This is a genomic window from Sorangium sp. So ce302, assembly GCF_051530145.1.
In the GTDB taxonomy this organism is placed as follows: Bacteria; Myxococcota_A; Polyangia; order Polyangiales; family Polyangiaceae; genus Sorangium; species Sorangium cellulosum_B.
This window is the reverse complement of sequence record NZ_CP150326.1, coordinates 129,742-150,638: the sequence shown is the minus strand read 5'-3', so window position 1 is coordinate 150,638 and position 20,897 is coordinate 129,742. Positions and strand designations below refer to the sequence as shown.

20 protein-coding genes are annotated in these 20,897 nt (G+C 70.4%); 15 read left to right on the top strand and 5 right to left on the bottom strand.

Annotation, left to right across the window (positions count from 1 at the left end; genetic code table 11):
- Positions 1-37: 37 nt before the first annotated feature.
- The 8 genes from WME73_RS00595 to WME73_RS00560 all read left to right on the top strand — a co-directional run bounded on the left by WME73_RS00595 (position 38) and on the right by WME73_RS00560 (position 7,519).
- Positions 38-778: a DUF3540 domain-containing protein gene (locus WME73_RS00595; protein WP_437743615.1), complete on the top strand. Its 741-nt coding sequence runs from the start codon at positions 38-40 to the stop codon at positions 776-778.
- Between the two features lie 12 nt (positions 779-790).
- The gene (locus tag WME73_RS00590; protein ID WP_437743614.1) at positions 791-1,204 is read left to right on the top strand and encodes a DUF4150 domain-containing protein; all 414 of its coding nucleotides are present in this window, start codon (positions 791-793) and stop codon (positions 1,202-1,204) included.
- Positions 1,205-1,234: 30 nt separating this feature from the next.
- Positions 1,235-2,110, top strand: coding sequence for a transglutaminase family protein (locus WME73_RS00585; RefSeq protein ID WP_437743613.1), 876 nt, complete (start codon positions 1,235-1,237; stop codon positions 2,108-2,110).
- Positions 2,111-2,173: 63 nt separating this feature from the next.
- Positions 2,174-3,034, top strand: coding sequence for a class I SAM-dependent methyltransferase (locus WME73_RS00580; protein WP_437743612.1), 861 nt, complete (start codon positions 2,174-2,176; stop codon positions 3,032-3,034).
- A gap of 620 nt (positions 3,035-3,654) precedes the next feature.
- Positions 3,655-4,635, top strand: coding sequence for a TauD/TfdA dioxygenase family protein (locus WME73_RS00575; RefSeq protein WP_437917525.1), 981 nt, complete (start codon positions 3,655-3,657; stop codon positions 4,633-4,635).
- Complete coding sequence (locus WME73_RS00570) at positions 4,632-5,483, top strand: dienelactone hydrolase family protein (protein ID WP_437743611.1); 852 nt, start codon at positions 4,632-4,634, stop codon at positions 5,481-5,483. The genes WME73_RS00575 and WME73_RS00570 overlap by 4 nt, the downstream gene beginning before the upstream one ends.
- Positions 5,484-5,719: 236 nt before the next feature.
- Entirely contained in the window at positions 5,720-6,532 is an 813-nt protein-coding gene (locus WME73_RS00565; protein WP_437914406.1) for a dienelactone hydrolase family protein, read from the top strand.
- Positions 6,533-6,658: 126 nt separating this feature from the next.
- Positions 6,659-7,519, top strand: coding sequence for an alpha/beta fold hydrolase (locus WME73_RS00560; protein WP_437743610.1), 861 nt, complete (start codon positions 6,659-6,661; stop codon positions 7,517-7,519).
- A gap of 32 nt (positions 7,520-7,551) precedes the next feature.
- Here the strand turns inward: WME73_RS00560 and WME73_RS00555 are convergent, their stop codons facing one another.
- The 3 genes from WME73_RS00555 to WME73_RS00545 all read right to left on the bottom strand — a co-directional run bounded on the left by WME73_RS00555 (position 7,552) and on the right by WME73_RS00545 (position 10,027).
- On the bottom strand, positions 7,552-8,028 hold the full coding sequence (locus WME73_RS00555; protein WP_437743609.1) for a DUF2059 domain-containing protein: 477 nt from the start codon (positions 8,026-8,028) through the stop codon (positions 7,552-7,554).
- Between the two features lie 114 nt (positions 8,029-8,142).
- A complete protein-coding gene (locus tag WME73_RS00550; RefSeq protein ID WP_437914405.1) occupies positions 8,143-8,961 on the bottom strand; it encodes an MOSC domain-containing protein in 819 nt (272 codons plus the stop codon).
- A gap of 82 nt (positions 8,962-9,043) precedes the next feature.
- Positions 9,044-10,027 carry a hypothetical protein gene (locus WME73_RS00545; RefSeq protein WP_437914404.1) on the bottom strand — a complete coding sequence of 328 codons (984 nt, stop codon included), beginning with the start codon at positions 10,025-10,027 and terminating at the stop codon, positions 9,044-9,046.
- Positions 10,028-10,106: 79 nt separating this feature from the next.
- Here WME73_RS00545 and WME73_RS00540 point away from each other — a divergent pair, with 79 nt between their 5' ends.
- The 3 genes from WME73_RS00540 (at position 10,107) to WME73_RS00530 (ending at position 12,807) form a co-directional block, all read left to right on the top strand.
- Positions 10,107-10,763 (top strand): ferritin-like domain-containing protein, encoded by a 657-nt coding sequence (locus WME73_RS00540; RefSeq protein ID WP_437914403.1) that lies wholly within the window; start codon positions 10,107-10,109, stop codon positions 10,761-10,763.
- 381 nt (positions 10,764-11,144) lie between these two features.
- A complete protein-coding gene (locus tag WME73_RS00535) occupies positions 11,145-11,483 on the top strand; it encodes a four-helix bundle copper-binding protein (protein WP_437297157.1) in 339 nt (112 codons plus the stop codon).
- 202 nt (positions 11,484-11,685) lie between these two features.
- Complete coding sequence (locus tag WME73_RS00530) at positions 11,686-12,807, top strand: DUF4185 domain-containing protein (protein WP_437914402.1); 1,122 nt, start codon at positions 11,686-11,688, stop codon at positions 12,805-12,807.
- A gap of 438 nt (positions 12,808-13,245) precedes the next feature.
- Here the strand turns inward: WME73_RS00530 and WME73_RS00525 are convergent, their stop codons facing one another.
- Positions 13,246-14,166, bottom strand: a complete 921-nt coding sequence (locus tag WME73_RS00525) for a transposase (RefSeq protein WP_437914401.1) — start codon at positions 14,164-14,166, stop codon at positions 13,246-13,248.
- A gap of 415 nt (positions 14,167-14,581) precedes the next feature.
- Between WME73_RS00525 and WME73_RS00520 the strand changes: the two genes are divergently transcribed.
- Together WME73_RS00520 and WME73_RS00515 are read left to right on the top strand one after the other, a co-directional pair.
- Positions 14,582-15,547 carry an AraC family transcriptional regulator gene (locus tag WME73_RS00520; RefSeq protein ID WP_437743604.1) on the top strand — a complete coding sequence of 322 codons (966 nt, stop codon included), beginning with the start codon at positions 14,582-14,584 and terminating at the stop codon, positions 15,545-15,547.
- Between the two features lie 214 nt (positions 15,548-15,761).
- Positions 15,762-17,306, top strand: coding sequence for an IMP dehydrogenase (locus WME73_RS00515; protein ID WP_437743603.1), 1,545 nt, complete (start codon positions 15,762-15,764; stop codon positions 17,304-17,306).
- A gap of 118 nt (positions 17,307-17,424) precedes the next feature.
- Here the strand turns inward: WME73_RS00515 and WME73_RS00510 are convergent, their stop codons facing one another.
- Positions 17,425-18,336 (bottom strand): LysR family transcriptional regulator, encoded by a 912-nt coding sequence (locus tag WME73_RS00510; protein ID WP_044963587.1) that lies wholly within the window; start codon positions 18,334-18,336, stop codon positions 17,425-17,427.
- A gap of 221 nt (positions 18,337-18,557) precedes the next feature.
- Here WME73_RS00510 and leuC point away from each other — a divergent pair, with 221 nt between their 5' ends.
- Positions 18,558-19,967: a 3-isopropylmalate dehydratase large subunit gene (gene leuC, locus WME73_RS00505; RefSeq protein ID WP_437914400.1), complete on the top strand. Its 1,410-nt coding sequence runs from the start codon at positions 18,558-18,560 to the stop codon at positions 19,965-19,967.
- Positions 19,968-19,994: 27 nt separating this feature from the next.
- Complete coding sequence (leuD, locus tag WME73_RS00500; protein WP_437743601.1) at positions 19,995-20,612, top strand: 3-isopropylmalate dehydratase small subunit; 618 nt, start codon at positions 19,995-19,997, stop codon at positions 20,610-20,612.
- Positions 20,613-20,897: the final 285 nt, after the last annotated feature.

Below are 20,897 nucleotides of genomic sequence, written 5' to 3'. Positions count from 1 at the left end.
ACGACGGCCGCGAAGCCACGACCCGAGGACCACCGCCATGCCCACCGCTGCCCTCCCTGCTCTCCCCGTCGAGCCCCCGCCCTCCGACGCGCGCCCCGAGGGGCTCCGCGACGGCGCGCCGTGCGCGCCGCGCGCGCCGTTAGAGGAGCGCCCGCTGCGCATCGTGGCGCGCGCGGGCGCCTCGGCGTCGATCGTCGAGCGCGACGGCCACGAGGTCGTCGCGGTGCACGACCGGGCCGGCCGGCTGCTCTTCGAGTACGACGCGGAGACCGGTCGGGGCAGCCTCGTCGCGGCGGGCGGCCTCTCGCTCGCGGCGCCCGGGGGCGACATCGATCTCGTGGCGGGCGGCGCCATTCGCTGCTGGGCGGCCGGCGAGGTCGCGATCACGAGCCGGAGCGGCGCGACCCTGAGCGCGCGCGCCGGCGAGCGCGGCGCGACGGTGCAGGTCGCGCCCGGGCGCGTCACCGTGGCCGGAGAGGCGCTCGCCGCCGTCGCCGAGCGGGGCGACGTGCGCATCGCCGAGGCGCGCTATGAGGGGCGGGCGCTCACCGCGGTGCTGGAGCGGGCGCACACCACCGTGGGCAAGATCGAGTCGATCGCCGGGCGGGTGATCGCGCGGGCGGGGGATCTCTTCCAGGAGGTGCGCGAGCTGCACCAGCTCCGCGCCGGGCGGGTGCGCGCGCTGGTCGAGGACGTGATCGAGCTGCGCGGGCGCGAGGTATCGGTGGACGCGCGCGAGGATGTGAGCATCGATGGCCAGCGGATCAACCTGGGGTAGGAGGACGCGGCGATGTTCCCTGTGACCACGACGCAGGCCGGGATCTGCCAGGCCATGCCGGACACGTGCAAGACCCCTGCGCCGCCTGGTCCGCCGGTGCCGCTGCCGTACCCGAACGTGGCGATGTGCAACCAGGCGCTCCCGAGCACCTGCGCCCTGAAGGTGCTGGTGGGGGGCAAGCCGGTGCTCACGAAGCAGAGCGAGATCCCGATGTCGACCGGCGACGAAGCGGGCGCTGCCGGCGGCGTCGTGAGCGGCAAGATCAAGGGCGAGGCGATGTTCCGCAGCTTCTCGGCGAAGGTGAAGGCCGAGGGCAATCCGGTCGTGTTCCACGCGTGCGCGGTGGCGCAGAACGGAAAGAGCCCGAACATGCCCATGGGCGTGCAGGTCGCGCCGTCGCAGGCGAAGGTGATGGTGAGCGGCTGAGGGGCCGCGCGGCTGGCGGAGGGGGTCCACGTGGCGGCGCGTCGTTACCGCGTGGTTCACCGCAGCCGGTACGAGCTCGGGGCCGAGGGCGCGGTCGCGTGCCGGCTGGAGGCGCACCTCACCCCGCGCGCGCTGCCGCATCAAGCGGTCGAGTTTCACCAGCTCGTGGTGCGGCCATTGCCGCGATCGAGGCGGGTCGAGGAGGACGCCTTCGGCAACCTTTGCGCGCGGATAGAGATCTGCGGGAGCTTCGGCGCGATCGATGTCACGGCCCTCAGCGTTGTGCGCCTCTGCGAGGAGGCGGCGGGCGGCGCCGGCGATCTCGGGGACGACTGGCGGGCGGTGGCGGCGCGCACGGCGGCCGCCGCGGCGGAGGACCCGGCGCTGCGCGCGCTCGTGGAGGGCACGGCGCGCGCGCCGCGGAGCGGCGCGATGGCGGACTACGCGCGGGGGTGCTTCCGGGAAGGCCTCCCGCTCGGCGGCGCGCTGGAGGGGCTGGTCGACCAGATCCGACGGGATTTCACCTTCACCCCAGGCGTCACCGCCGCGGACACCGGCATCGCCGTCTTCTGCGAGCTCCGGCGCGGCGTCTGCCAGGACTTCGCGCACCTCGCCGTGGCGTGCTTGCGATCGATGGGCCTCGCGGCGCGTTATGCGAGCGGCTACGTGGCCGGCTCCGCCTCGGCGCCGGCGCGCGCCTCGCACGCGTGGGCGTCGGTGTGGTTGCCGTCGGGCGGCTGGCACGACCTCGATCCGACGCTCGGGCGCCTGGGCGCGCCCGGGCACATCGTGCTGGGCTACGGACGCGACTATGATGACGTCGCGCCCCTCAGGGGCACCGCCGAGGGCGCGCGCGGCGTCCGGCTGCGGACGGAGATCGTGGTGGCGCCGCAGGGAAGCGAATGACGTCGCGCCGTTTGCACGAGCGGGTCGCGCGTACCCAGCCGAAAATCGAAAGGAGCTCGAAGAATGATCGAGGTTGCCGGACCGAACGCCGAGCAGATCCGTTACTGGAACGAGGTCGGCGGACCGAAATGGGTGGCCCTCGGCGATGCCATCTCGGCGTCGATCCGGCCGCTGGGCGTCCTCGCCATGGATCGCGCGGGGATCGCCGCGGGCGAGCGCGTCCTCGACGTCGGCTGCGGGCTCGGCGACACCACGCTCGAGCTTGCCCGGCGCGTCGGCGCGGGCGGATCCGTGCTCGGCGTCGACATCTCCGCGCCGATGCTGGAGAGGGCGCGCGAGGACGCGCGGGCGGCAGGCGCCGCGCGCGTGGTCTTCGAGAACGCGGACGCGCAGACCGCGGCGCTGCCCGGGCTGTTCGATGTCCTCTACTCGCGCTTCGGCGTCATGTTCTTCACCGAGCCCGAGGCGGCCTTCGCGAACCTCCGGCGGGCGCTGCGGGGCGGCGCGCGGCTCGCGTTCGTCTGCTGGCGGCCGCTCCAGGAGAACCCCTGGTTGCACGTGCCGGCCATGGCGACGGCCCGGCACATCCCCATGCCGCAGGCCGAGCCGCACGCGCCAGGCCCGTTCGCGTTCGCCGACGCCGCGCGCGTCCGGGAGATCCTGTCGCGCGCGGGGTTCGTCCGGATCCATCACGAGCCGCTCGATCGGGAGCTCCTCGTGGCGGGCGGGAGGTCGCTCGATGAGACCGTGGACTTCCTCCTGCAGATGGGCCCGTCGGCCGCGGCGCTGCGCGAGGCGAGCCCCACGCCGGAGGTCGTCGACCGCGTGCGGGCCGCCGTGCGCGAGGCGGTCGCGCCGCACGACGGCCCCGGGGGCGTGCGCATGGCAAGCGCCGCGTGGATCGTGACGGCGGCAGTGGACTGACGCCTCCGGGACGCCCCTCCCGCTCGTCAGCCGCGTCATCTCCGCGACGACGGAGGTTCTGGAGCTCCTCAAAGAGTCGACGCATCGACATCGCTCCCGGAGCGACGCCGCTCGCTCCTGGGCCGCACGGGGGCACACCCATGTCGTTCAAGCGCCTGGATCGCTGTCTGATGTTCGACGGAACCGCCGAGAGGGCCATCAAGCTCTACGAGAGCGCGCTCGGGGCGAAGTGTGAGGGCGTGATGCGCTTCGGCGATGTGCCGGGCGACAACCCATCTCCCGAGAGCAAGGACCGGATCATCCACGCCACGCTGCACATCGGTCCTGGCGTCATCATGGTCAGCGACACGATGCCCGGCACGCCGGCCGCGAAGGGGAGCGACACCGAGGTCTGCTTGCACTTCGGCGATAACGCGGAGAGGACGAAGGTGTTCGACGCGCTCGCCGCGGGCGGCGACGTCACGATGCCCCGGCCACCTCGGTCCCCCGCCAAACGAACCTCCGCAAACGCGCCCCGCCCCTTCTATCCCCACGCGCGCGCCGCCGCTCGCGGCCTGGCACGGCGCCCGCATACCGACCGTCACGAAGGACGTGGCGGGGGAACCACGCGGAGGAGACCCATGAGCCAGAGAGCATCCGATCAAGCCATCCAGGTGAAGCCGCTCGCAGGGCACATCGGCGCCGAGATCCACGGCGACATCTCGAAGCCGCTGCCCGACGAGGCCGTGGCGGCCATCCGCGCGGCGCTGCTGAAGTGGAAGGTCGTCTTCTTCCGGAACCAGCCGCTCGGCCACGCCGAGCAGATCGCCTTCGCCGCGCGCTTCGGCGAGGTGACCTACGCCCATCCGCACGAGGACGAGCCGTTCGACGAGCACCCGGAGATCCTCGCCATCGACAGCCGCCGCTACGATCGCCGCTATGGCAGGCGCTTCAGCTACGAGAACCGCTGGCATACCGACGTCACCGCGGCCGTGAACCCGCCGGCGGCGTCTATCTTGCGGGCGCATATCCTGCCGCCCTACGGCGGCGACACGACCTGGACGAACCTCGTGGCAGCCTACGAAGGGCTGTCCGCGCCGCTGCGCGTGCTCGTCGACGGCCTGCGGGCGGAGCACCGCTTCGGGCTGCGGTTCGCGCCGCAGGACCAGGACAGCCCGTACCTGCGCAAGGTGCGCGAGAACCCGCTGATCTCGATCCACCCCGTGGTGCGCGTCCACCCCGAGACCGGCGAGCGGGCGCTGTTCGTCAGCCCCGGCTTCACCAGCCACATCGTCGGGCTGTCGGCGCGCGAGAGCAGCGCGATCCTCGACCTGCTCTTCGAGCAGATCAGCCGCCCGGCGTACACGGTGCGGTTCCGGTGGGAGCCGGGCAGCATTGCGTTCTGGGACAACCGGGCCACGGCGCACCTGGGGCCACAGGACCTCGGGCACCTCGACGTCGAGCGCGTCCTCTACCGGGTGACGCTGACCGGAGACATCCCGGTGGGGGTCGACGGGGTCCGCTCCGAGATCGTGGCCGGGGAGCCGTTCGGCAAGCGGCCGCCGAGCAAGCTGAAGCCCGCCCGCAAGGACAAGGCGCCCGAGGCCGAGGTGCAGGCATGAGCGCCGCGAGCGCAGGCGTCGAGAGGACGTCGTTCGAGGGGCCCCACGGGCCGGTGGAGGCGGTGCAGGTCCGCCCGGCGTCGGGCGGGCGCTCGCCGGCGCCGGCGGTGCTGATCCTCCACGAGGGGCTGGGGCTCACCGTCCATACGATCGAGCTGGCAAGGCGCTTCGCGCAGGAAGGGTACCTCGCGTTCGCGCCGAACCTGTATTCGCACGACACGATGCACCGGACCTTCACCGAGGCGGAGGTGGCCCGGGGGGTGAGCCTGCTGCGCGCGGCCGACCGCGACGAGGTGGTCGCGCGGTTGCCGGCGGACGAGCAGGAGCGGCTGAAGAAGGTGTTCGCCTGGTTCGGTAACCGCGACACGTCGACGTACCTGCCCGACGCGAGGGCGGCGGCGGCGCACCTCGTCGGCCGGTCGGACGTGCGGTCTGGGGGCGTCGCCGCCGTCGGGTTCTCGCTGGGCGGAGGGCTCGTGGGGCAGCTCGCGGTCGCAGGCGTGGCGCTCGCGGCGGGCGCGGTGTTCTATGGGCAGTCGCCGGCTCTGGAGCAGGTGAAGAACGTGCGGTTTCCGCTGCAGGTGCATTATGCGGAGGAGGATCCAGCGATCACCCCGAGGGCGCCAGCGGTGGGGGAGGCGTTCAGGGCTGCGGGGCGGGAGCTGATCTCGTTCGTGTACCCTGGGACGCGCCACGGGTTCTTCAACGAGACGCGGCCGGCGTACCACGCCGATGCGGCGCAGCTCTCGTGGCGGCGCACGCGGGAATTCTTCGCCGAGCGCACCGGCAACGTCGCGCAATGGCGGCCGCAGGCCGTCGCCGGCGAGGGTGCGCGCGCTGCAGGGTAGCTGCGGCTCCGTCGCTGGTACCTCCGGCACCTCAACCTGGGTCAGAGCCTCGAACCTCAACCCGGGTCGGGTCGGAACCTCAACCTGGGTCCGGAACCTCAACCTGGGTCAGAGCCTCGGGTCGGAACCTCCGGCACCTCAACCTGGGTCAGAGCCTCGAACCTCAACCTGGGTCGGGTCGGAACCTCAACCTGGGTCGGGTCGGTCCATGGCACGGAGGCTGCTGGGCGCCCGCCATGACCACCTCCACGCCCATCGCCGAGAGCAACGCTCCGAAGCCCATCCATACCGACGACGCCGGACTCATCGCCGGCGCGATCACCCTTCCCGCGCCCGCCGGTGACCTCCCCGGCTACCGCGCCCACCCCGCCTCCGGTGGCCCCTTCCCTCTGGTGCTGGTGATCCAGGAAATCTTCGGCGTCCACGAGCACATCCGCGACGTGGTCCGTCGCTTCGCGCACCGCGGCTACTACGCCCTCGCCCCGGATCTGTTCGTTCGGCAAGGCGACCCCAGCCACCTCCGCACCGTCGACGAGTTCCGGGCTCTGGCGGGCCGCGTGCCCGACCGTCAGGTGCTCTCGGACCTCGATGCGAGCGTGGCCTTCGCCGAAGCCTCCGGAAAGGCCGACGTCCGCAAAGCGGCCGCGGTCGGCTTCTGCTGGGGCGGGCGCATCACGTGGCTGTATGCCGCGCACAACCCGGCGCTGAAGGCGGCCGTGGCCTGGTACGGACGCCTGACCGGCGATCGGACCGAGGCCCAGCCCAAGCACCCGATCGACGTGGCGAGCGCGCTGAAGGTGCCCGTGCTGGGCCTCTATGCCGGACAGGACCAGGGCATCCCCCTCCCGACGGTCACCGCGCTGCAGGAGGCGCTCCGTACCGCCTCCGAGACCGGCAGCGCGCCCGGCGCCGCGCAGTCCGAGATCCGGGTCTACCCTGACGTCCCGCACGCCTTTTACGCCGACTACCGGCCGAGCTACAGGCCGGAAGCCGCCGCCGACGCCTGGCAGCGCCAGCTCGACTGGCTGGCACGACACGGCGTCGCCTGACGGCGACCGGCCGCGACAGCGCCCCGGCGATCCCTGCTGCCCCGGCAACAAGCTGCGCCTCCACTGCTACTCCTTACGCACCCCACGCCCGCGCCACCGCGCCCCGCGATCGGATACCCTGACGCGGTGCGCGCCAGGATCCGAGACACCGAGCTCTACTTCGACATCGAGGGTATGGGCCTCGTCCCCGACGGCCCGCGGATGCGCGAAAAGCCGGTGATGTTCGTCGTACATGGCGGACCTGGCGCAGATCACTCCTCGCACAAGGGAGGGATGACGCCGCTCGCCGACCAGGCGCAGCTCGTCTACTTCGATCATCGCGGACAGGGCCGCTCCGCGCGCGGGCCAAAGGAAACGTATACCCTCGAGAACAACGTCGAGGACATGGAGGCGCTGCGCCTGCACCTCGGCCTCGATCGTATCGTGGTGATGGGCACCTCCTATGGCGGCATGGTGGCCATGGCCTATGCGCTCGAATACCAGCGGAACATCTCTCATCTCATCCTGGTGGCCACGGCGGCCAGCCATCGTCTCATCGACCGGGCGAAGCGGATCGTCGTGGAGCGCGGCACGGAGCAGCAGAGAGCGGCGTGCGAACGCCTCTGGGCCGGCGAGCTCGAGAGCGACGAGCAGTTCGCCGACCTCCTCCAGATCATGGGGCCGCTCTACTCGACCACCTTCGATCCACAGAAGGCGGCCGAGGCCCGCGCGCGCACCATCTACAACGTCGACGCGTGGAACGTCGGCCTGGAGGGGTTCATGCGGAGATTCGATTTCACGCCGCGCCTCCCCGAGATCGCGGTGCCCACGCTCGTCATCGCCGGCCGGCACGACTGGATCTGCCCACCCGATCTCTCGGAGGAGATCGCGCGGCTCATCCCGGGCGCGGATCTACGTATCTTCGAGCGCAGCAGCCACTGGGTGCGCTCTGACGAGCCGCGGGCGCTGCTCGACGCCGTCGCCGGCTTCCTGGCCCAGAGGCGGTAGCGCGCAAAGCGCACCGCCGAGCGCCGCGCTCTCTACTGGATACCGGCCTTCTTCATCGCCGCGGGCATCCGCTGGACGATGACCGTCCCGACCTTCTTCCCCACCTCGCCGCTGATCTCCGGGAGGAGCTTCGCGGCCTTCTTTCCGACCGGGGTGCCGTAGAACTTGATGAGCTCCTTCAGCTCATCGGCGGTGAACTTCCCCGCGTAGATCTCGACGTTCCACTGGACGAGCTCGTCGTACGGCAGCACCTCGGCGACCACCGCCTTCAGCTTGCTGGCGTCCCTGGCCGAGATCTTCGCGCCCGCTTGCTGCATCGAGGCTCCCATGTTGGTCATCAGCTGATCGAGGAGCGCATTGTAGACGTCCTTCGGCATCACGAGGTGCGTGAGCTCCAGGGCGAGCTTCTTCTCCGCCTCCCCGGCGTACGCGCTTCCGAGCGACACGAAGGAGAGCAGGGTCACAACGGCGAGCGAGACGATCCATGAACGAAGCGCGTGCTTTCTCATGGGCCCTTTGTATCACGACCGCGCCGCGCCACGCAGGCAGGCCCGCCGCATGCCCTCCCCGGAGCCGCCGCGACACCTGAAGAGCCGCCACGCAGGAGCCGTTCGGGCGCTCGGTCACACGACCGTCACCTCGTCCCCCACGCGCAACGCGCCGGCTTTCGTCTCCTGGATGTAGTTCTGTCCGAAGTTCACGTCGCTGGGCTTCTGCGCGTCGCGCCGGTACGTGGCCAGCGTGCGGAGCGGCTCCGGGCCGCGCTCTGCGGTGAGCTGGTCGGTCGTGGTGACGACGCAGCGGGCGCACGGGCCGCCGGCGCGGAGCACGAGGTCTCCGATGCGGACGCGGCCCCACCGGTCCTCGTCGAAGGCAGCGCAGCCGCTCACGACGAGGTTGGGCCGGAAGCGATCCATCGGCAACGGCGCGGCGCTCCGGCCCTCGAGGTGAGCGTTCAGATCGGCGAGGGAGGCCTCGGAGATCACGAGCAGCGGGAACTCGTCGGCGAACGACACGACGTCTTCCGGGCCTGCCACCGAGGCCTTGAGGACGGGCCGCCGGAACGCCTCGCCGATGCGGACGAGACGCGCCGGGTGTTCCAGGACGCCGCTGAGCCACGCGGCGGCTTCGTCACCGCAATCCTCGGCCAGGAGGCCGCTGCTGCTCCAGACCTCGACCGTGAGCAGGCGCGCGCTCTCGGCCCTGCGCGGCACGGAGATCGGCGGCCGGCCGGCGAAGCCGAGCGTGAGCGCGCTCTCGGAGAGCTGCGTCTCGATGAGCGCCATGCGCGGCAGCGGGCGCTGCGTGAGGGGCTTTCCCTCGGAGTCGACGATCATGAACCGCCGGTCGCCGGCGAGGCCGAGCGCGTCGACGGCGGCCGCGTCGACCGCGAGGCCCCGGCAACCTTTGACGGGATAGATGTGGATCGCGGAGAGTCGCATTCCGGAGCTTATAACACCCCTCGGGCGCTCGACGCCCGGAGAAGCGCGGCGCGCACGTTCCGAGCGCCTGCGCTCTCCGTCGTCATGCCACGGCGCCTCCCTCCGCCGGTATCCCGAGCACCTGCCGCAGGTCCATCCCCACGACGACGTCGGCGTTCTGCTGCACCCATTCGACGAGCGCGGGGCGCAGGGCGCGCGCGATCTCTTCCTTGACGAGCCCTTCCACGGCGCTCGGCCCGAGGCGCTGCGGGTCGAGCGCGACGCCGCCGCCCGCGACCAGGGCGCCGAACAGGCGCACGAGCGACTCGGCGCCCGCTGCCTGGCGTGCCGCGCCGAGCGGCTCGACCCGCTCGACGGCGATCTCGCCGCCGCGCTTCACGACGAAGCGACGGACGTCGGCCTGGTCGACTCCCCCCTTGTGGAGCACCGCCGAGGAGCAGTCGACCTCGATGCGCTGCACGCGCGGCGCGGTCTCGATCTCCTGCCGCGTGCCCTCGATATCGACGCTGACCGCGATCATCGCGCCGGCCGGGATGCGGAACCCGTCCGAGCCCACCCCGCCCGCGAGCTCCTGGTGCAGCGTCAGCCGCGCGGACAAGCGGGCGCCCCGCACGGCCGTGCTGCTGCCGGACTCGAGGTTCGAGAGCACCTGACGCACCGTCACGACGAGATCGGGATCGCGGGTGGGGTCGTACGGGGGCATGGCCATGGGCGTCGACGTGACCAGTCCGCGCATGAAGGCGCGCGCCTCGTCCTCCGCCGATCCCTTTCCGACCTGGACGAGCCCTCCCGTGTAGAAGACGTTGGGCGTCATCGCGCCTGAACGGAAGTCGTACTCGACCTGCTGGAGCCCCATGTCGCCGAGCGGCGGCGGCAGGTTGATGACGAGGTACGGCTCGAAGGTGATCCGCAGGAGCGCCGGCGCGAGCGTCAGGCGGAGCGCCGTCGCGCTCGACGTGGCGAGCGCGGCGATTCCGGTGCGCCTCAGGACGGTGCGAGCGGGGAGGTCGAACGAGATCGAGACCGACTCGAGATCGATCCACGACGGCAGGAAGCACCAGGCCATTCGAGGAGGGTACACCCACCTGGCCGCCGGAAGCGCGGCCTATTGACCCGCCGCACGGGGCGCGCCCATCATGTCCCGCATGAAGCCAGAGGAATTCCTCGACGAGCTCGACCGCAAGGTCGGTGAGCGCCTCGCCCACATCGGCGCAGCGGCCCGCGCGGCGGAGCCGGCGAGCGGCGTCGGCATCCCGGCGCTGCTCGCGACCGCGCTCAAGAAGGAGCTCGAGGCGACCGAGGAGGCTGCGCTCTGGCTCACCACCGAGACCGACGTGGAGGTGAAGCTCGCCCTCGCCCGCCAGTGCGGCGATGAGGCGAGGCACTACCGGCTCATCGCCGAGCGGCTCCGCGCGCTCGGCGTCGACCCCGCCGCAATCCCGGCGAAGTTCGGGCCGCCCACGCCGATGTTCGGGTACTTGAAGGGGCTCGGCTCCACGGTCGAGCGCGTCGCAGCGGGCCAGTTCACGCGGGAGGCGCTCGCGAAGGTGCACAACCAGGCGTTCATCGATTACTGCGAGTCGCAAGGCGACGCCGAGACCGCGCGCCTTTACCGCGAGGTCATCCAGCCGGACGAGGGCCATCACCACGAGATGGGCCGGCGGCTCCTCACGCGCCTCGCGGTCACCGAGGAGGCCCAGGCGCTCGCGCGCGCCGCCGCGATGCGCACGCTCGAGATCGCCGAGGAGCTCCAGGAGATCGCCCGTCTGAAGATGGGTATCTGCCGCGCGCCTGGGTGCTAGTGTTCAGGCACGGTCCTGACGGACCGCCACCCTGCTCGATCCAGCCGCTCCGGTGCGGTTCGCCGATCTGACCGTCGACGTCCGGGCGTCGATCGCGAGCTAGCATGTCGTGGTGTCGCGCTGTCGCGCAGAGAGAGCGACCAGGGCGGGAACAGCCGTTCGGGCGGGGCGTTCGCGCATGTCTCGCGGCGTCCCGGCTGTTCGCGGGGCGCGTTCAGGGCACGGCGGTCTCCGCGTCGGTCGCTGTTCCGAGGCCTATATGCGGGATGGCCCGACATGCGAAAGCCATCGAATCCATGCACCCTCCAGATACCGAAGTTGCCGCCTTGTCGCGAGGCTTACTCGCGGCGAGATGCGGCCAGTTGGGTCAAGGGGGTTCTCATGATCAAGTTTCCGGGGGACAGATCGTTCCGGGAGGTGGCCCGTTTCACCCAGGATTGTGGTTCGATCTGCACGCACGCGGCTCAGTATTGCCTCGAGATGGGAGGCTCTCACGTGAGCGCCCCGCACATGCGGCTGCTCCAGGACTGCGCCGACATCTGCGAGGCGACGTCGAAGCTCCTCCTGCGCAGCTCGCCGCAGATCACCCAGATGATGAGCGTGTGCGCGAGCCTCTGCGAACAGTGCGCGGCGAGCTGCGATAAGCTCACTGGTGATACGCAGATGAAGACGTGCGCTGACGAGTGCCGCCGCTGCGCTGCCGCCTGCCGGCAGATCTGATAGCGGCGGTGACATGGTGTTCCTCCGGACCGTGAGCCGAGCAGCGGAGTAGCTTTCCTCGCCTTTTGCGGATCGCCGCCATCCTCCCCGCCAGAGCCCTCGCGCGCGCGGCGGCCCGTCGGCGCCGCGGTCGAGTGTGGTCCGGCGGCGGAGCGACGCCGACAGCGGCGGCGTTCTGGCTCCCCATGGTACCCTCGCGCGCATGCGTTATCGAAGGACCATGGGAGCCGCCGGGTTCGCTCTCCTGTGCGCCGGGTGTGGCGGGGACGCGCCCGAGGCTGCGGTGCGCGCGGTGCGCGACCTGGGTGCGCTGGAGTTTGCCCCGGCGATTCGAGGGCGGGACGGCGGCTACAGCGCGCGGTGGGGCGCCCTTTCGGCGTGGGTGTTCGGCGACACGACCCTGGAGATGCCGGGGGAAGACGGAGCGCTGTGGAGGTCGAGCACCTTCTGCGCGACCGAGGATCTGGATGCGTCGGATGGGCTCTCGTCGCTCACCGAGCCGCTCGACGCGGCCGGCGCGCCGCGGGAGTTCCTGCCGTTCACCGAGGAGGAGCTCGCGTTCAACCTCGCGCACTCCGACCCTCGGGCGGAGGAGACGTGCGAGGAGGACTGCGGAGCGCGCTATGCGCTGTGGCCGGGCCCCATCGTCGTCGACGAGGCGACCGGCCGTGCGCTCGTCTTCTACAGCAAGGTGACGGGGCGGCTCGGGGCGTTCGACTTCGACATGATGGGTTCGTCGATCGCGGTCTGGGAGAGCTTCGATGCGCCCCTCGCACGCCCGGAGGTACGCCCGGGCGCTGCGGATCCGACGCTCCTCTTCGGTGCGGATGAGCCATCACTCACGTCGGCGGCGCTCGTCCGCGAGGGGATGCTCTACGCCTACGCCTGCGCGTGCTCGGGTCTCACGTGCCCGTGCCTCGTCGCGCGCGCCGCGCTCGCGGAGGCAACGGAGCGCGACGCGTGGCGGTTCTTCTCGGACGGGCGCTGGGTGGAGGGCCATGAGGAGGCGGAGCCGGTCATGGCGGGGGCACCGATGATGTCGGTGCATTGGAACGAGCACGTCGGCAGGTACATCGCGCTGTACAGCGAGCCGGTATCGTCGGAGATCTCGCTCCGGACGGCGCGGGCGCCGGAGGGGCCATGGTCGGACAGCGCGGTAGTTTTCACCGCCGAGGTCCCGCCTACCCCGGAGGCGTGGCCCTATGCCGGGCTCGTGCACGCGGAGCTCGCGCGGGAAGGAGGGCGGGTGGAGTACGTGACGTACTTCCGGGAGACGGGGTTCCTGGAGGGAGAGATCCGACTCGTCGAGCTGGAGCTCGAGTAGACGACCCGACCCAGGTTGAGGCCCGCGGCCTGCCGAAGGCCCCCCGACCCGACGCAGGTTGAGGCCTACGGCCTGACCCGGGTTGAGGCCTGCGGCCTGCCGGAGATCGGCCGACCAGGTGAAGAGGGCCAGTTGAAAACGGTCGAACCGGGCTGAGACGACCTGGCTCGGTCGACCATCCGCCACGAACCCAACCCGAATGGCCCCAGCCGGATCGCTCCATCGGTTGGGCAGGTCCACTTCACCGGCACCCAAGGTGCCATTCGCTCAGACCCAGCCGGCCACAACCTTAACGCGGCTTCGCGCGAGCCCAGCGCGGCAATGCATCCCCAGCGCCACGTGAACGCCGCCGCTCGCTTCACCTTCCCCAGACGGACCTTCCCCACGACGGCGCCTTAGCCCGCCCCGCTGTGGCGCTGTGACGCACCGCCGAGGTTCCTACATCGTGAGCACGACGTCCGCCACGCTGGCGCCGTGATAGATGCGCATCCACCACGTGCCCGCCGGAAAGACGGCGCTTCGTACCCCGGCACGCCATCGTTCGAGCGCCGCACGGTATGACGCACGAAACGCTCGCACAGCGGCACCAGCGATTCGCCATGCATCGCCCTGGTTACGGCCGACGGCAAACGTCGGATTGCGATCGCGCAGCGCCTCGAAGCTCGTCGCGCGGCTGTAAGGGGAGACCGTACTGGCGCCTTTGATGCCTAATATTCGGGGCCCTTGCCGCTGCAACTCTGCATGGGCTTGCGCTTCCTGCCGCTCAAGCTCGGCCGCGACTTCACGGCGAAAGCCTTCTGCGTTGTCGTGCTCGATGGCGGGTGGTAGCGCGAGCGAAAGCGTTACTTCCTCCGGCCACTGCCGATTCTCTGGATCAAGATACACCGATGGACGCGCTGCACGGAGCACGCCACCGCCGAGCTTGCTCACATCCGACTTGGCCCCCGGCCACTCGTGCGCGTGGCGGACGAGGCCAGCGGCTACGGGGTTCGCGAGGACGTAGGCGATCTTCTCCACCACAGCCGCGCGCGTCAGCAGCCGCACCACGCTCGTGGGTTCGTGGTCCCACACCGGTCCTTCCCACGTGCGGAGGACCTTCGTTCCAAGCGCAACGATGCGGTGAAAAAACTGCAAGAAGCGCGGCAAAACGCCTTGCACATCGGTCACGACGAGGTGCAGATGCGTTGACATCGCGCAAAGAGCGTGGACTTCGATGCCAAATCGACGGGTCGAAACGGCGAGAGCGTAGACCAGGAACTGGGTGAGGGCAGCATCCGGGCGGAGAAGGAGATGCCGGCGCAGGACGCGACGGGTGATGAGGTAGGTGGCGCCGGGAGCGATCTCACGAGGCTGGCTCATGGCCGGGGCATATAAACAAATGCCGTACCAGGGATCGTGAGCAATCATTTCAATGACTTATGCCGACGCGACGGGTGCGACGGGTGGCGGCCGCCACGTGGTCCGCCACCTCGACGGCCGTCGCAGCGACGGCTGCTAGCCTTGGCGCCATCGGCTGGATCGCGGAACCTCCGGCTCACACAAACCGAGGCGCGCGCTCTGGGTGGGTGCGCGCAACCTGGGTGCGGTCGCCCGCCTGGCCTCGACCGTCGTCGGTCGCAACCCGATCACCTCAACCTGGGTGCGGTCGTGCCCCCCTCAACCCGGGTGCGGTCGGCGGCGACCTCAACCTGGGTGCGGTCGGCGGTCGGCAACCTGGGTGCGGTCGCCGCCGAGGCACTTTTTTCTGCAACCAGCCATCAGCTACCCTCCGCCTGTGGCAACGTCAGACAGGAGCCGCGCCGAGTACCAGCGGCGGGTCAACCGCGTGGTCGACTACATCCAGGCCCATCGCGCAGAGGACCTCTCCCTCGACACGCTGGCGGCTGTGGCGGCGTTCTCGCCGTTTCACTTCCACCGCGTGTTCAAGTCCATGACGGGCGAGAACCTTCGCGAGTTCATCCAGCGGACGCGCCTCGAGACCGCGGCGAGCCACCTCGTGCAGCGGCCGCGCGCCGACATCCTCGAGATCGCCCTCGAGAACGGCTTCAGCTCGGCGAGCGCCTTCGCGCGCGCCTTCAAGGAGCGCTTCGGCATGAGCGCGTCCGCGTGGCGCAACGGTGGCGCCACGGACGCGCGCAACGCGCGGCAAGCGGATCGCAATCCGGGTCAAGTCGAGCGCAATCCGTGCAAAGCAGCGGCCTGCGCGCCCGACCAAGATGCCTCCTCGTCGGGCACGGACGCCCGCCAGGACGAGGAGGAGATCATGAACGTGACCGTGAAGACCCTGCCGAGCTACCACGTTGCCTATGTCCGAAACATCGGCCCCTATGGCCCGGAAGGGAGCGTCGGCGAGGCCTGGCAACGGCTCGTCCGCTGGGCGAGCGCCCGCGATCTATGGACCCCGGACCGCATCTGCCTCAACATCGCGCACGACAACCCCAAGGTCACCGAGCCTGCCAAGTGCCGCCTCGACGCCGCCATCGTGATCCCGCAGGACTTCAAGGCGGACGGCGACGTCAACGTGACCGACATCGCCGGCGGCAAGTACGCCGCGGGCGCGTGGGTAGGCGACGCGCACGCGATCGGCGCCGCCTGGGACCAGCTCTTCGGGAAGTGGCTCCCTGAGAGCGGCTATCAGCCCGACCATCGGCCCTGCTTCGAGCTCTACCAGGGCGAGTTCCACGATCCCAAGACCAACAACTTCCGCTGCGAGCTCTGCTTGCCGGTGCGCCCGCTCTAGCTCCGGCCCCCAGGAAGCCCGGTCATCCTGCCCGGGCTCTCCTGCACCGCCTCGCCGCAACGCTGGCGGGCGGCCGGGCCCCGGTCGCCTCGCCCCTCGCGCCGCCCTTCAGAGCCAGCCGTTGCCCCCGCAAATCATCGATATTACACGACTTTCACGGGAGAACGGCGCCGCTCGCGTTTGACAGCCGGGGATCCTTGCACTAGGAGCCGACATGGCATTCATCTACGATGAGCCGAGCAGGACGTTTGGCGAGTACCTGCTCGTCCCGAATCTGACGACGAAGGGCTGCGTCCCCGCGAACGTCGATCTCACGGCCCCTGTCGCCCGGTTCAAGGCCGATCCGGGCGCGACGCCGCCGGATCCGAGGCTCGCGCCGCTCACGATCAGCGTGCCGATCACCAGCGCGATGATGCAGTCGGTCTCGGGCGCCGAGCTCGCGATCGCGCTCGCGCGCTGCGGCGGCCTGTCGTTCGTGTACGGCTCGCAGGGCATCGAGGAGGAAGCCGCCATGGTGCGGCGCGTGAAGAACTACAAGGCCGGGTTCGTCGTGAGCGACTCGAACCTGCGCCCCGACGCGACGCTCGGCGACGTCCTCGCGCTCACCGATCGCACGGGCCACTCCACGATTGCGATCACCGAGGACGGCACGCCCACGGGCAGGTTCGTCGGCATCATCACGAGCCGCGATTACAGGCTCGGCAAGACGCCGCTCAGCACGCCGGTGCGCGAGATCATGACGCCGTTCAAGTCGATCCACTGCGGCAAGGTCGGCCTCGATCTGCAGGAGGCGAATGAGCTCATCTGGCGTCACAAGCTCAACACCCTGCCCGTCATCGACGAGCGACAGCACCTCCAGTACCTGGTGTTTCGCAAGGACTACGAGTCGCACCAGGCGCACCCGCTCGAGAACGTGGATCACGAGAAGCGCCTCATCGTCGGCGCCGGCATCAACTCGCGCGACTACAGAGATCGCGTGCCGGCGCTTGTGGAGGCGGGCGCCGACGTGCTCTGTATCGACTCGTCGGACGGCTACTCCGAGTGGCAGGGCGACACCATCGCCTTCGTGAAGTCGCTCGGCAAGCCGGCCTATGTCGGCGCCGGCAACGTCGTCGATCGCGAGGGCTTCCTCTACCTGGTCGAGGCCGGCGCCGACTTCGTCAAGGTCGGCATCGGCGGCGGCTCGATCTGCATCACGCGCGAGCAGAAGGGGATCGGCCGCGGCCAGGCGTCGGCCGTGATCGAGGTGGCCAAGGCGCGCGACGAGTACTTCCAGCGGACCGGCGTCTACGTGCCGATCTGCTCCGACGGCGGCATCAGCCAGGACTACCACATCACCATCGCCCTCGCGATGGGCGCCGACTTCGTCATGATGGGCCGCTACTTCGCGCGCTTCGACGAGTCGCCCGGGCGCAAGGTCCGCGTGAACAACCAGTTCATGAAGGAGTACTGGGGTGAAGGGAGCAACCGCGCGCGCAACTGGCAGCGCTACGACCACGGCGATACCAGCAAGAAGAAGGATCAGCTCGAGTTCGAGGAGGGCGTCGACAGCTACGTGCCGTACGCCGGCAAGCTGAAGGACAACCTCGACGTCACCCTCGCCAAGGTGCGCTCGACGATGTGCAACTGCGGCGCCACCTCGCTGCGCGACCTGTACATGCGCGCGCGCCTGACCGTCGCGTCCGCGGTGAGCATCCACGAGGGCGGCGTCCACGACGTGATGCTGAAGGACACGCGCGGCAACACGCGCGAGCCCTGAGGAGCCACACAGGCCGACCGTCGCTCTGGCGCCCCGGGGCGCGCGCTCCGGTCGACGAAGCGAGCCCTCGTGTCGCGCCCCCGTCGACCTGCCGAGCGGCGGCGCGCCTCGCGCGGTGTCAGCCGCCGAGGAGCGCCCGCGTCCGCTGCTCCGCGCGGCGCCCCTCGGCGGCCAGCCGCTCGACGAAGCGCTCGACGATCGGATTGCGCCGGAAATTCTCGCGCGTCATCAGCTCGACGGGCAGCGGGTCGACCTCCGCGACCTCGACGTCGAGCCGCGAGCGCGCCACCTCGGTCAGCGCGAGCGCCGGCGCGAGGCCGATGCCGAGCCCGCCGGAGACGTACGAGACGAGGAGCGACACGCTCGACACGTCGATCGTCGAGATGGGCCGGATCCGCTCGCGATCCAGGTACGCGTCGAGCATCCGCCGCCCCACGCTGCCGGGCGCCAGCCGGAGCAGCGGCTCGTGCCGGAGCCGCTCGCGCAGCGCCGGCGCCGTGCCCTTGAGCCGCGGCCCCACCCAGAGGAACGGCTGCACGAACAGCGGCTGCTTCACGAGGTCGCCGCCCGCCGAGGACGCCGACGCGAGGCCCAGATCCACCTCGCCGCGCTCCACCCCCCGCGCGGCGTCGACCGAGTTCGCCGTCGTGATCGCGAACCGCACCGGCGCGCGCTTCTCGAGCATCTGGCGAATCACCGGCACGAGCAGCCCCTTGCCGAGGTAGTCGCTCGCCGCCACGCGCAGGGTCGTCGACGGCTCCCCCGCCAGCTCCGAGAGCAGCTCGAACACCCCCTCCGCCTGGTCGAACAGCCGCGTGATCGCGCCGAGCGCCGCCTCGCCGGCCGGGCTCAGCCGCACGCCGCGCCCGTCGCGCTCGAACAGCGCCACCCCGAAGCGCTCCTCCACCCGGCGCACCTGCTGGCTGATCGCCGACGGCGTCTTGTGCAGCCGCCGCGCGGCCTCGGCGACCGAGCCCGACCGGGCCACCATCAGCACGTCCTCGAGCGCGGGGAGCAGCGACGCGTCCATGTAGCTTTACTTAATCGATCGTGAAAAAAGTTTCATTCGACTTAATTCTCTCGCGCCCGCATAGTCATGCCGCCCGCCCGACGTTGAACCGCCAGACCGGCGGCGGCCGGCCGCCTTCGAGGGAGGCCGCTGGCGCGCCCTGGCGCCGGCGCTCGGGCCGGTCCGCTTCGCTTCGCACGCCGTCCCCTTCACCCGTATCCAGCGCACCGCGAGAGGCCATCATGGGTAAGAGTCTCTATGACAAGGTTTGGGACCTCCACAAAGTCCGCACGTTGCCGAGCGGCGAGGACCAGCTCTTCATCGGCCTTCACCTGATCCACGAGGTGACGAGCCCCCAGGCGTTCGGGATGCTCCGCGATCTCGGCCTGCGGGTGAGCATGCCCGAGCGGACGTTCGCGACCCTCGATCACATCGTCCCGACCGACAACCGCAAGCGGCCGTTCAAGGACACGCTGGCCGAGGGGATGGTCGACGCGCTCAAGAAGGCGTGCACCGAGCAGGGCGTCACCTTCTTCGATCTCGAGTCGGGGAAGCAGGGCATCGTGCACATCATCGGCCCCGAGCTCGGCCTCACGCAGCCGGGCATGACGATCGCGTGCGGCGACTCGCACACGTCGACGCACGGCGCGTTCGGCGCGATCGCGTTCGGGATCGGGACGACGCAGGTGCGCGACGTGCTCGCCACGCAGACGCTGAGCCTCCAGCGGCTCAAGGTCCGGCGGATCCAGGTGGAGGGCGAGCTCGGGCCGGGCGTCTACGCGAAGGACATCATCCTCGAGATCATCCGGCGGCTCGGCGTGTCCGGCGGCACGGGCTACGCGTACGAGTACGGCGGGTCGACCATCGAGGGGTTCTCGATGGAGGAGCGGATGACCCTGTGCAACATGTCGATCGAGGGCGGCGCCCGGGTCGGCTACGTCAACCCGGACCAGGTGACGTTCGAGTACATGAAGGGGCGTCCGTACGCGCCGAAGGGCGAGGCGTGGGAGGAGGCGCTCGAGTACTGGCGCTCGATCGCGTCGGACGAGGACGCGCGTTACGACGACGTCGTCCGGATCGACGCGAGCGAGATCGCGCCGACGGTCACCTGGGGCATCACGCCGGGGCAGGCGATCTCGGTGAAGGAGAAGGTCCCGGCGGCCGAGGACGTGGCGAACGAGTCCGAGCGGGCGCTGATCCGCGAGGCGCTCGAGTACATGCGGCTCGAGGGCGGCAAGCCGATCGAGGGGACGAAGATCAACGTGGCGTTCATCGGCAGCTGCACGAACGGGCGCCTCTCGGATTTCCGGGAGGTCGCGCGGCGCATCCAGGGGCACAGGGTCGCGCCGCACGTGCGCGCGCTGGCCGTCCCGGGGTCGATGGAGGTGGCGCGCGCGGCCGAGGCCGAGGGGCTGGACCGGGTCTTCCGCGAGGCAGGCTTCGAGTGGCGCGAGCCTGGCTGCTCGATGTGCCTGGCGATGAACCCCGACAAGCTCATCGGGGATGAGCTGTGCGCGTCCTCGTCCAACCGCAACTTCAAGGGCAGGCAGGGGAGCCCCACCGGGCGCACCGTGCTCATGAGCCCGGTGATGGTCGCGGCTGCCGCCGTCCGCGGCGAGATCGCCGACGCTCGTGACGTGTTCGGAATCTGACGACGCTCGCACCCGAGGGAGATCCCAATGGCACTCGATTTGATTCAATCCGTCACCGGTCGCGCCGTTCACGTTCCGGGGGACGACATCGACACGGACCGCATCATCCCGGCGCGCTTCCTGAAGTGCGTCACCTTCGACGGCATCGGCGAGCACCTCTTCCGGGACGTGCGCTTCGACGAGCGCGGCGTTCAGCGGGAGCACCCGCTGAACGACCCGCGCTTCGCGGGGGCCACGGTGCTGATCGCCGATCGCAACTTCGGCTGCGGATCGTCGCGCGAGCACGCGCCGCAGTCGATCGCGAAGGCGGGTTTCAAGGCCGTCATCGCCGAGAGCTTCGCCGAGATCTTCTTCGGCAACTCGACGACGCTCGGCATCCCCTGCGTCTCGGTGAGCCGCGAGGACCGCGCCGCGCTCGTGGCGCGCGTGAACGCCGACCCGAAGACCCCCGTCACGGTCGACCTGCAGGAGCAGGTCGTCCGGGCGGGGAGCGATCTCACGGTGCCCTTCACGATCAAGCCGGGCGCGCGCGAGTCGCTGATCCGGGGCACCTGGGATCCGATCGCCCAGCTGCTCGAGGGGGCCTCGGAGGTCCGGCAGGTGGCGGCGCGGCTGCCCTACGTGCGGCCCGCCAACGCGCAGTAGCTCCGCGCTCGATCGGGGCGCTGCCCCAACCTGGGACGCGCGAGCACCTCAACATCGCGCGAGCCCCTCCGATCCCCTCAACCTGGGTCGGGTCCCTCCTCCGCTCTCTCCGCTACCTCAACCTGGGTCGAGCACCTCAACCTGGGTCGGTATCCCGACCCGGGTCGCCTCCGCCCCGCGGCGAACCTCAACCTGGGTCGGGTCATCCCAGCCGAACCTCAACCTGGGTTGGGTCGTCCGGCCAACCAAACAAGAAAATTCCACTGTCACTCAACCCAATTGCCT

Coding starts and splice junctions, on each gene's coding strand:
- WME73_RS00545 (WP_437914404.1), bottom strand. CDS start 10,027: ATGGCCTGGTGCTTCCTGCCGTCGTGGATCGATCTCGAGTCGGTCTCG.
- leuC (WP_437914400.1), top strand. CDS start 18,558: ATGGGTAAGAGTCTCTATGACAAGGTTTGGGACCTCCACAAAGTCCGC.
- WME73_RS00550 (WP_437914405.1), bottom strand. CDS start 8,961: ATGCGACTCTCCGCGATCCACATCTATCCCGTCAAAGGTTGCCGGGGC.
- WME73_RS00525 (WP_437914401.1), bottom strand. CDS start 14,166: ATGAGCCAGCCTCGTGAGATCGCTCCCGGCGCCACCTACCTCATCACC.
- WME73_RS00555 (WP_437743609.1), bottom strand. CDS start 8,028: ATGAGAAAGCACGCGCTTCGTTCATGGATCGTCTCGCTCGCCGTTGTG.
- WME73_RS00595 (WP_437743615.1), top strand. CDS start 38: ATGCCCACCGCTGCCCTCCCTGCTCTCCCCGTCGAGCCCCCGCCCTCC.
- WME73_RS00570 (WP_437743611.1), top strand. CDS start 4,632: ATGAGCGCCGCGAGCGCAGGCGTCGAGAGGACGTCGTTCGAGGGGCCC.
- WME73_RS00565 (WP_437914406.1), top strand. CDS start 5,720: ATGACCACCTCCACGCCCATCGCCGAGAGCAACGCTCCGAAGCCCATC.
- WME73_RS00590 (WP_437743614.1), top strand. CDS start 791: ATGTTCCCTGTGACCACGACGCAGGCCGGGATCTGCCAGGCCATGCCG.
- WME73_RS00575 (WP_437917525.1), top strand. CDS start 3,655: ATGAGCCAGAGAGCATCCGATCAAGCCATCCAGGTGAAGCCGCTCGCA.
- WME73_RS00515 (WP_437743603.1), top strand. CDS start 15,762: ATGGCATTCATCTACGATGAGCCGAGCAGGACGTTTGGCGAGTACCTG.
- WME73_RS00530 (WP_437914402.1), top strand. CDS start 11,686: ATGCGTTATCGAAGGACCATGGGAGCCGCCGGGTTCGCTCTCCTGTGC.
- WME73_RS00540 (WP_437914403.1), top strand. CDS start 10,107: ATGAAGCCAGAGGAATTCCTCGACGAGCTCGACCGCAAGGTCGGTGAG.
- leuD (WP_437743601.1), top strand. CDS start 19,995: ATGGCACTCGATTTGATTCAATCCGTCACCGGTCGCGCCGTTCACGTT.
- WME73_RS00580 (WP_437743612.1), top strand. CDS start 2,174: ATGATCGAGGTTGCCGGACCGAACGCCGAGCAGATCCGTTACTGGAAC.
- WME73_RS00510 (WP_044963587.1), bottom strand. CDS start 18,336: ATGGACGCGTCGCTGCTCCCCGCGCTCGAGGACGTGCTGATGGTGGCC.
- WME73_RS00535 (WP_437297157.1), top strand. CDS start 11,145: ATGATCAAGTTTCCGGGGGACAGATCGTTCCGGGAGGTGGCCCGTTTC.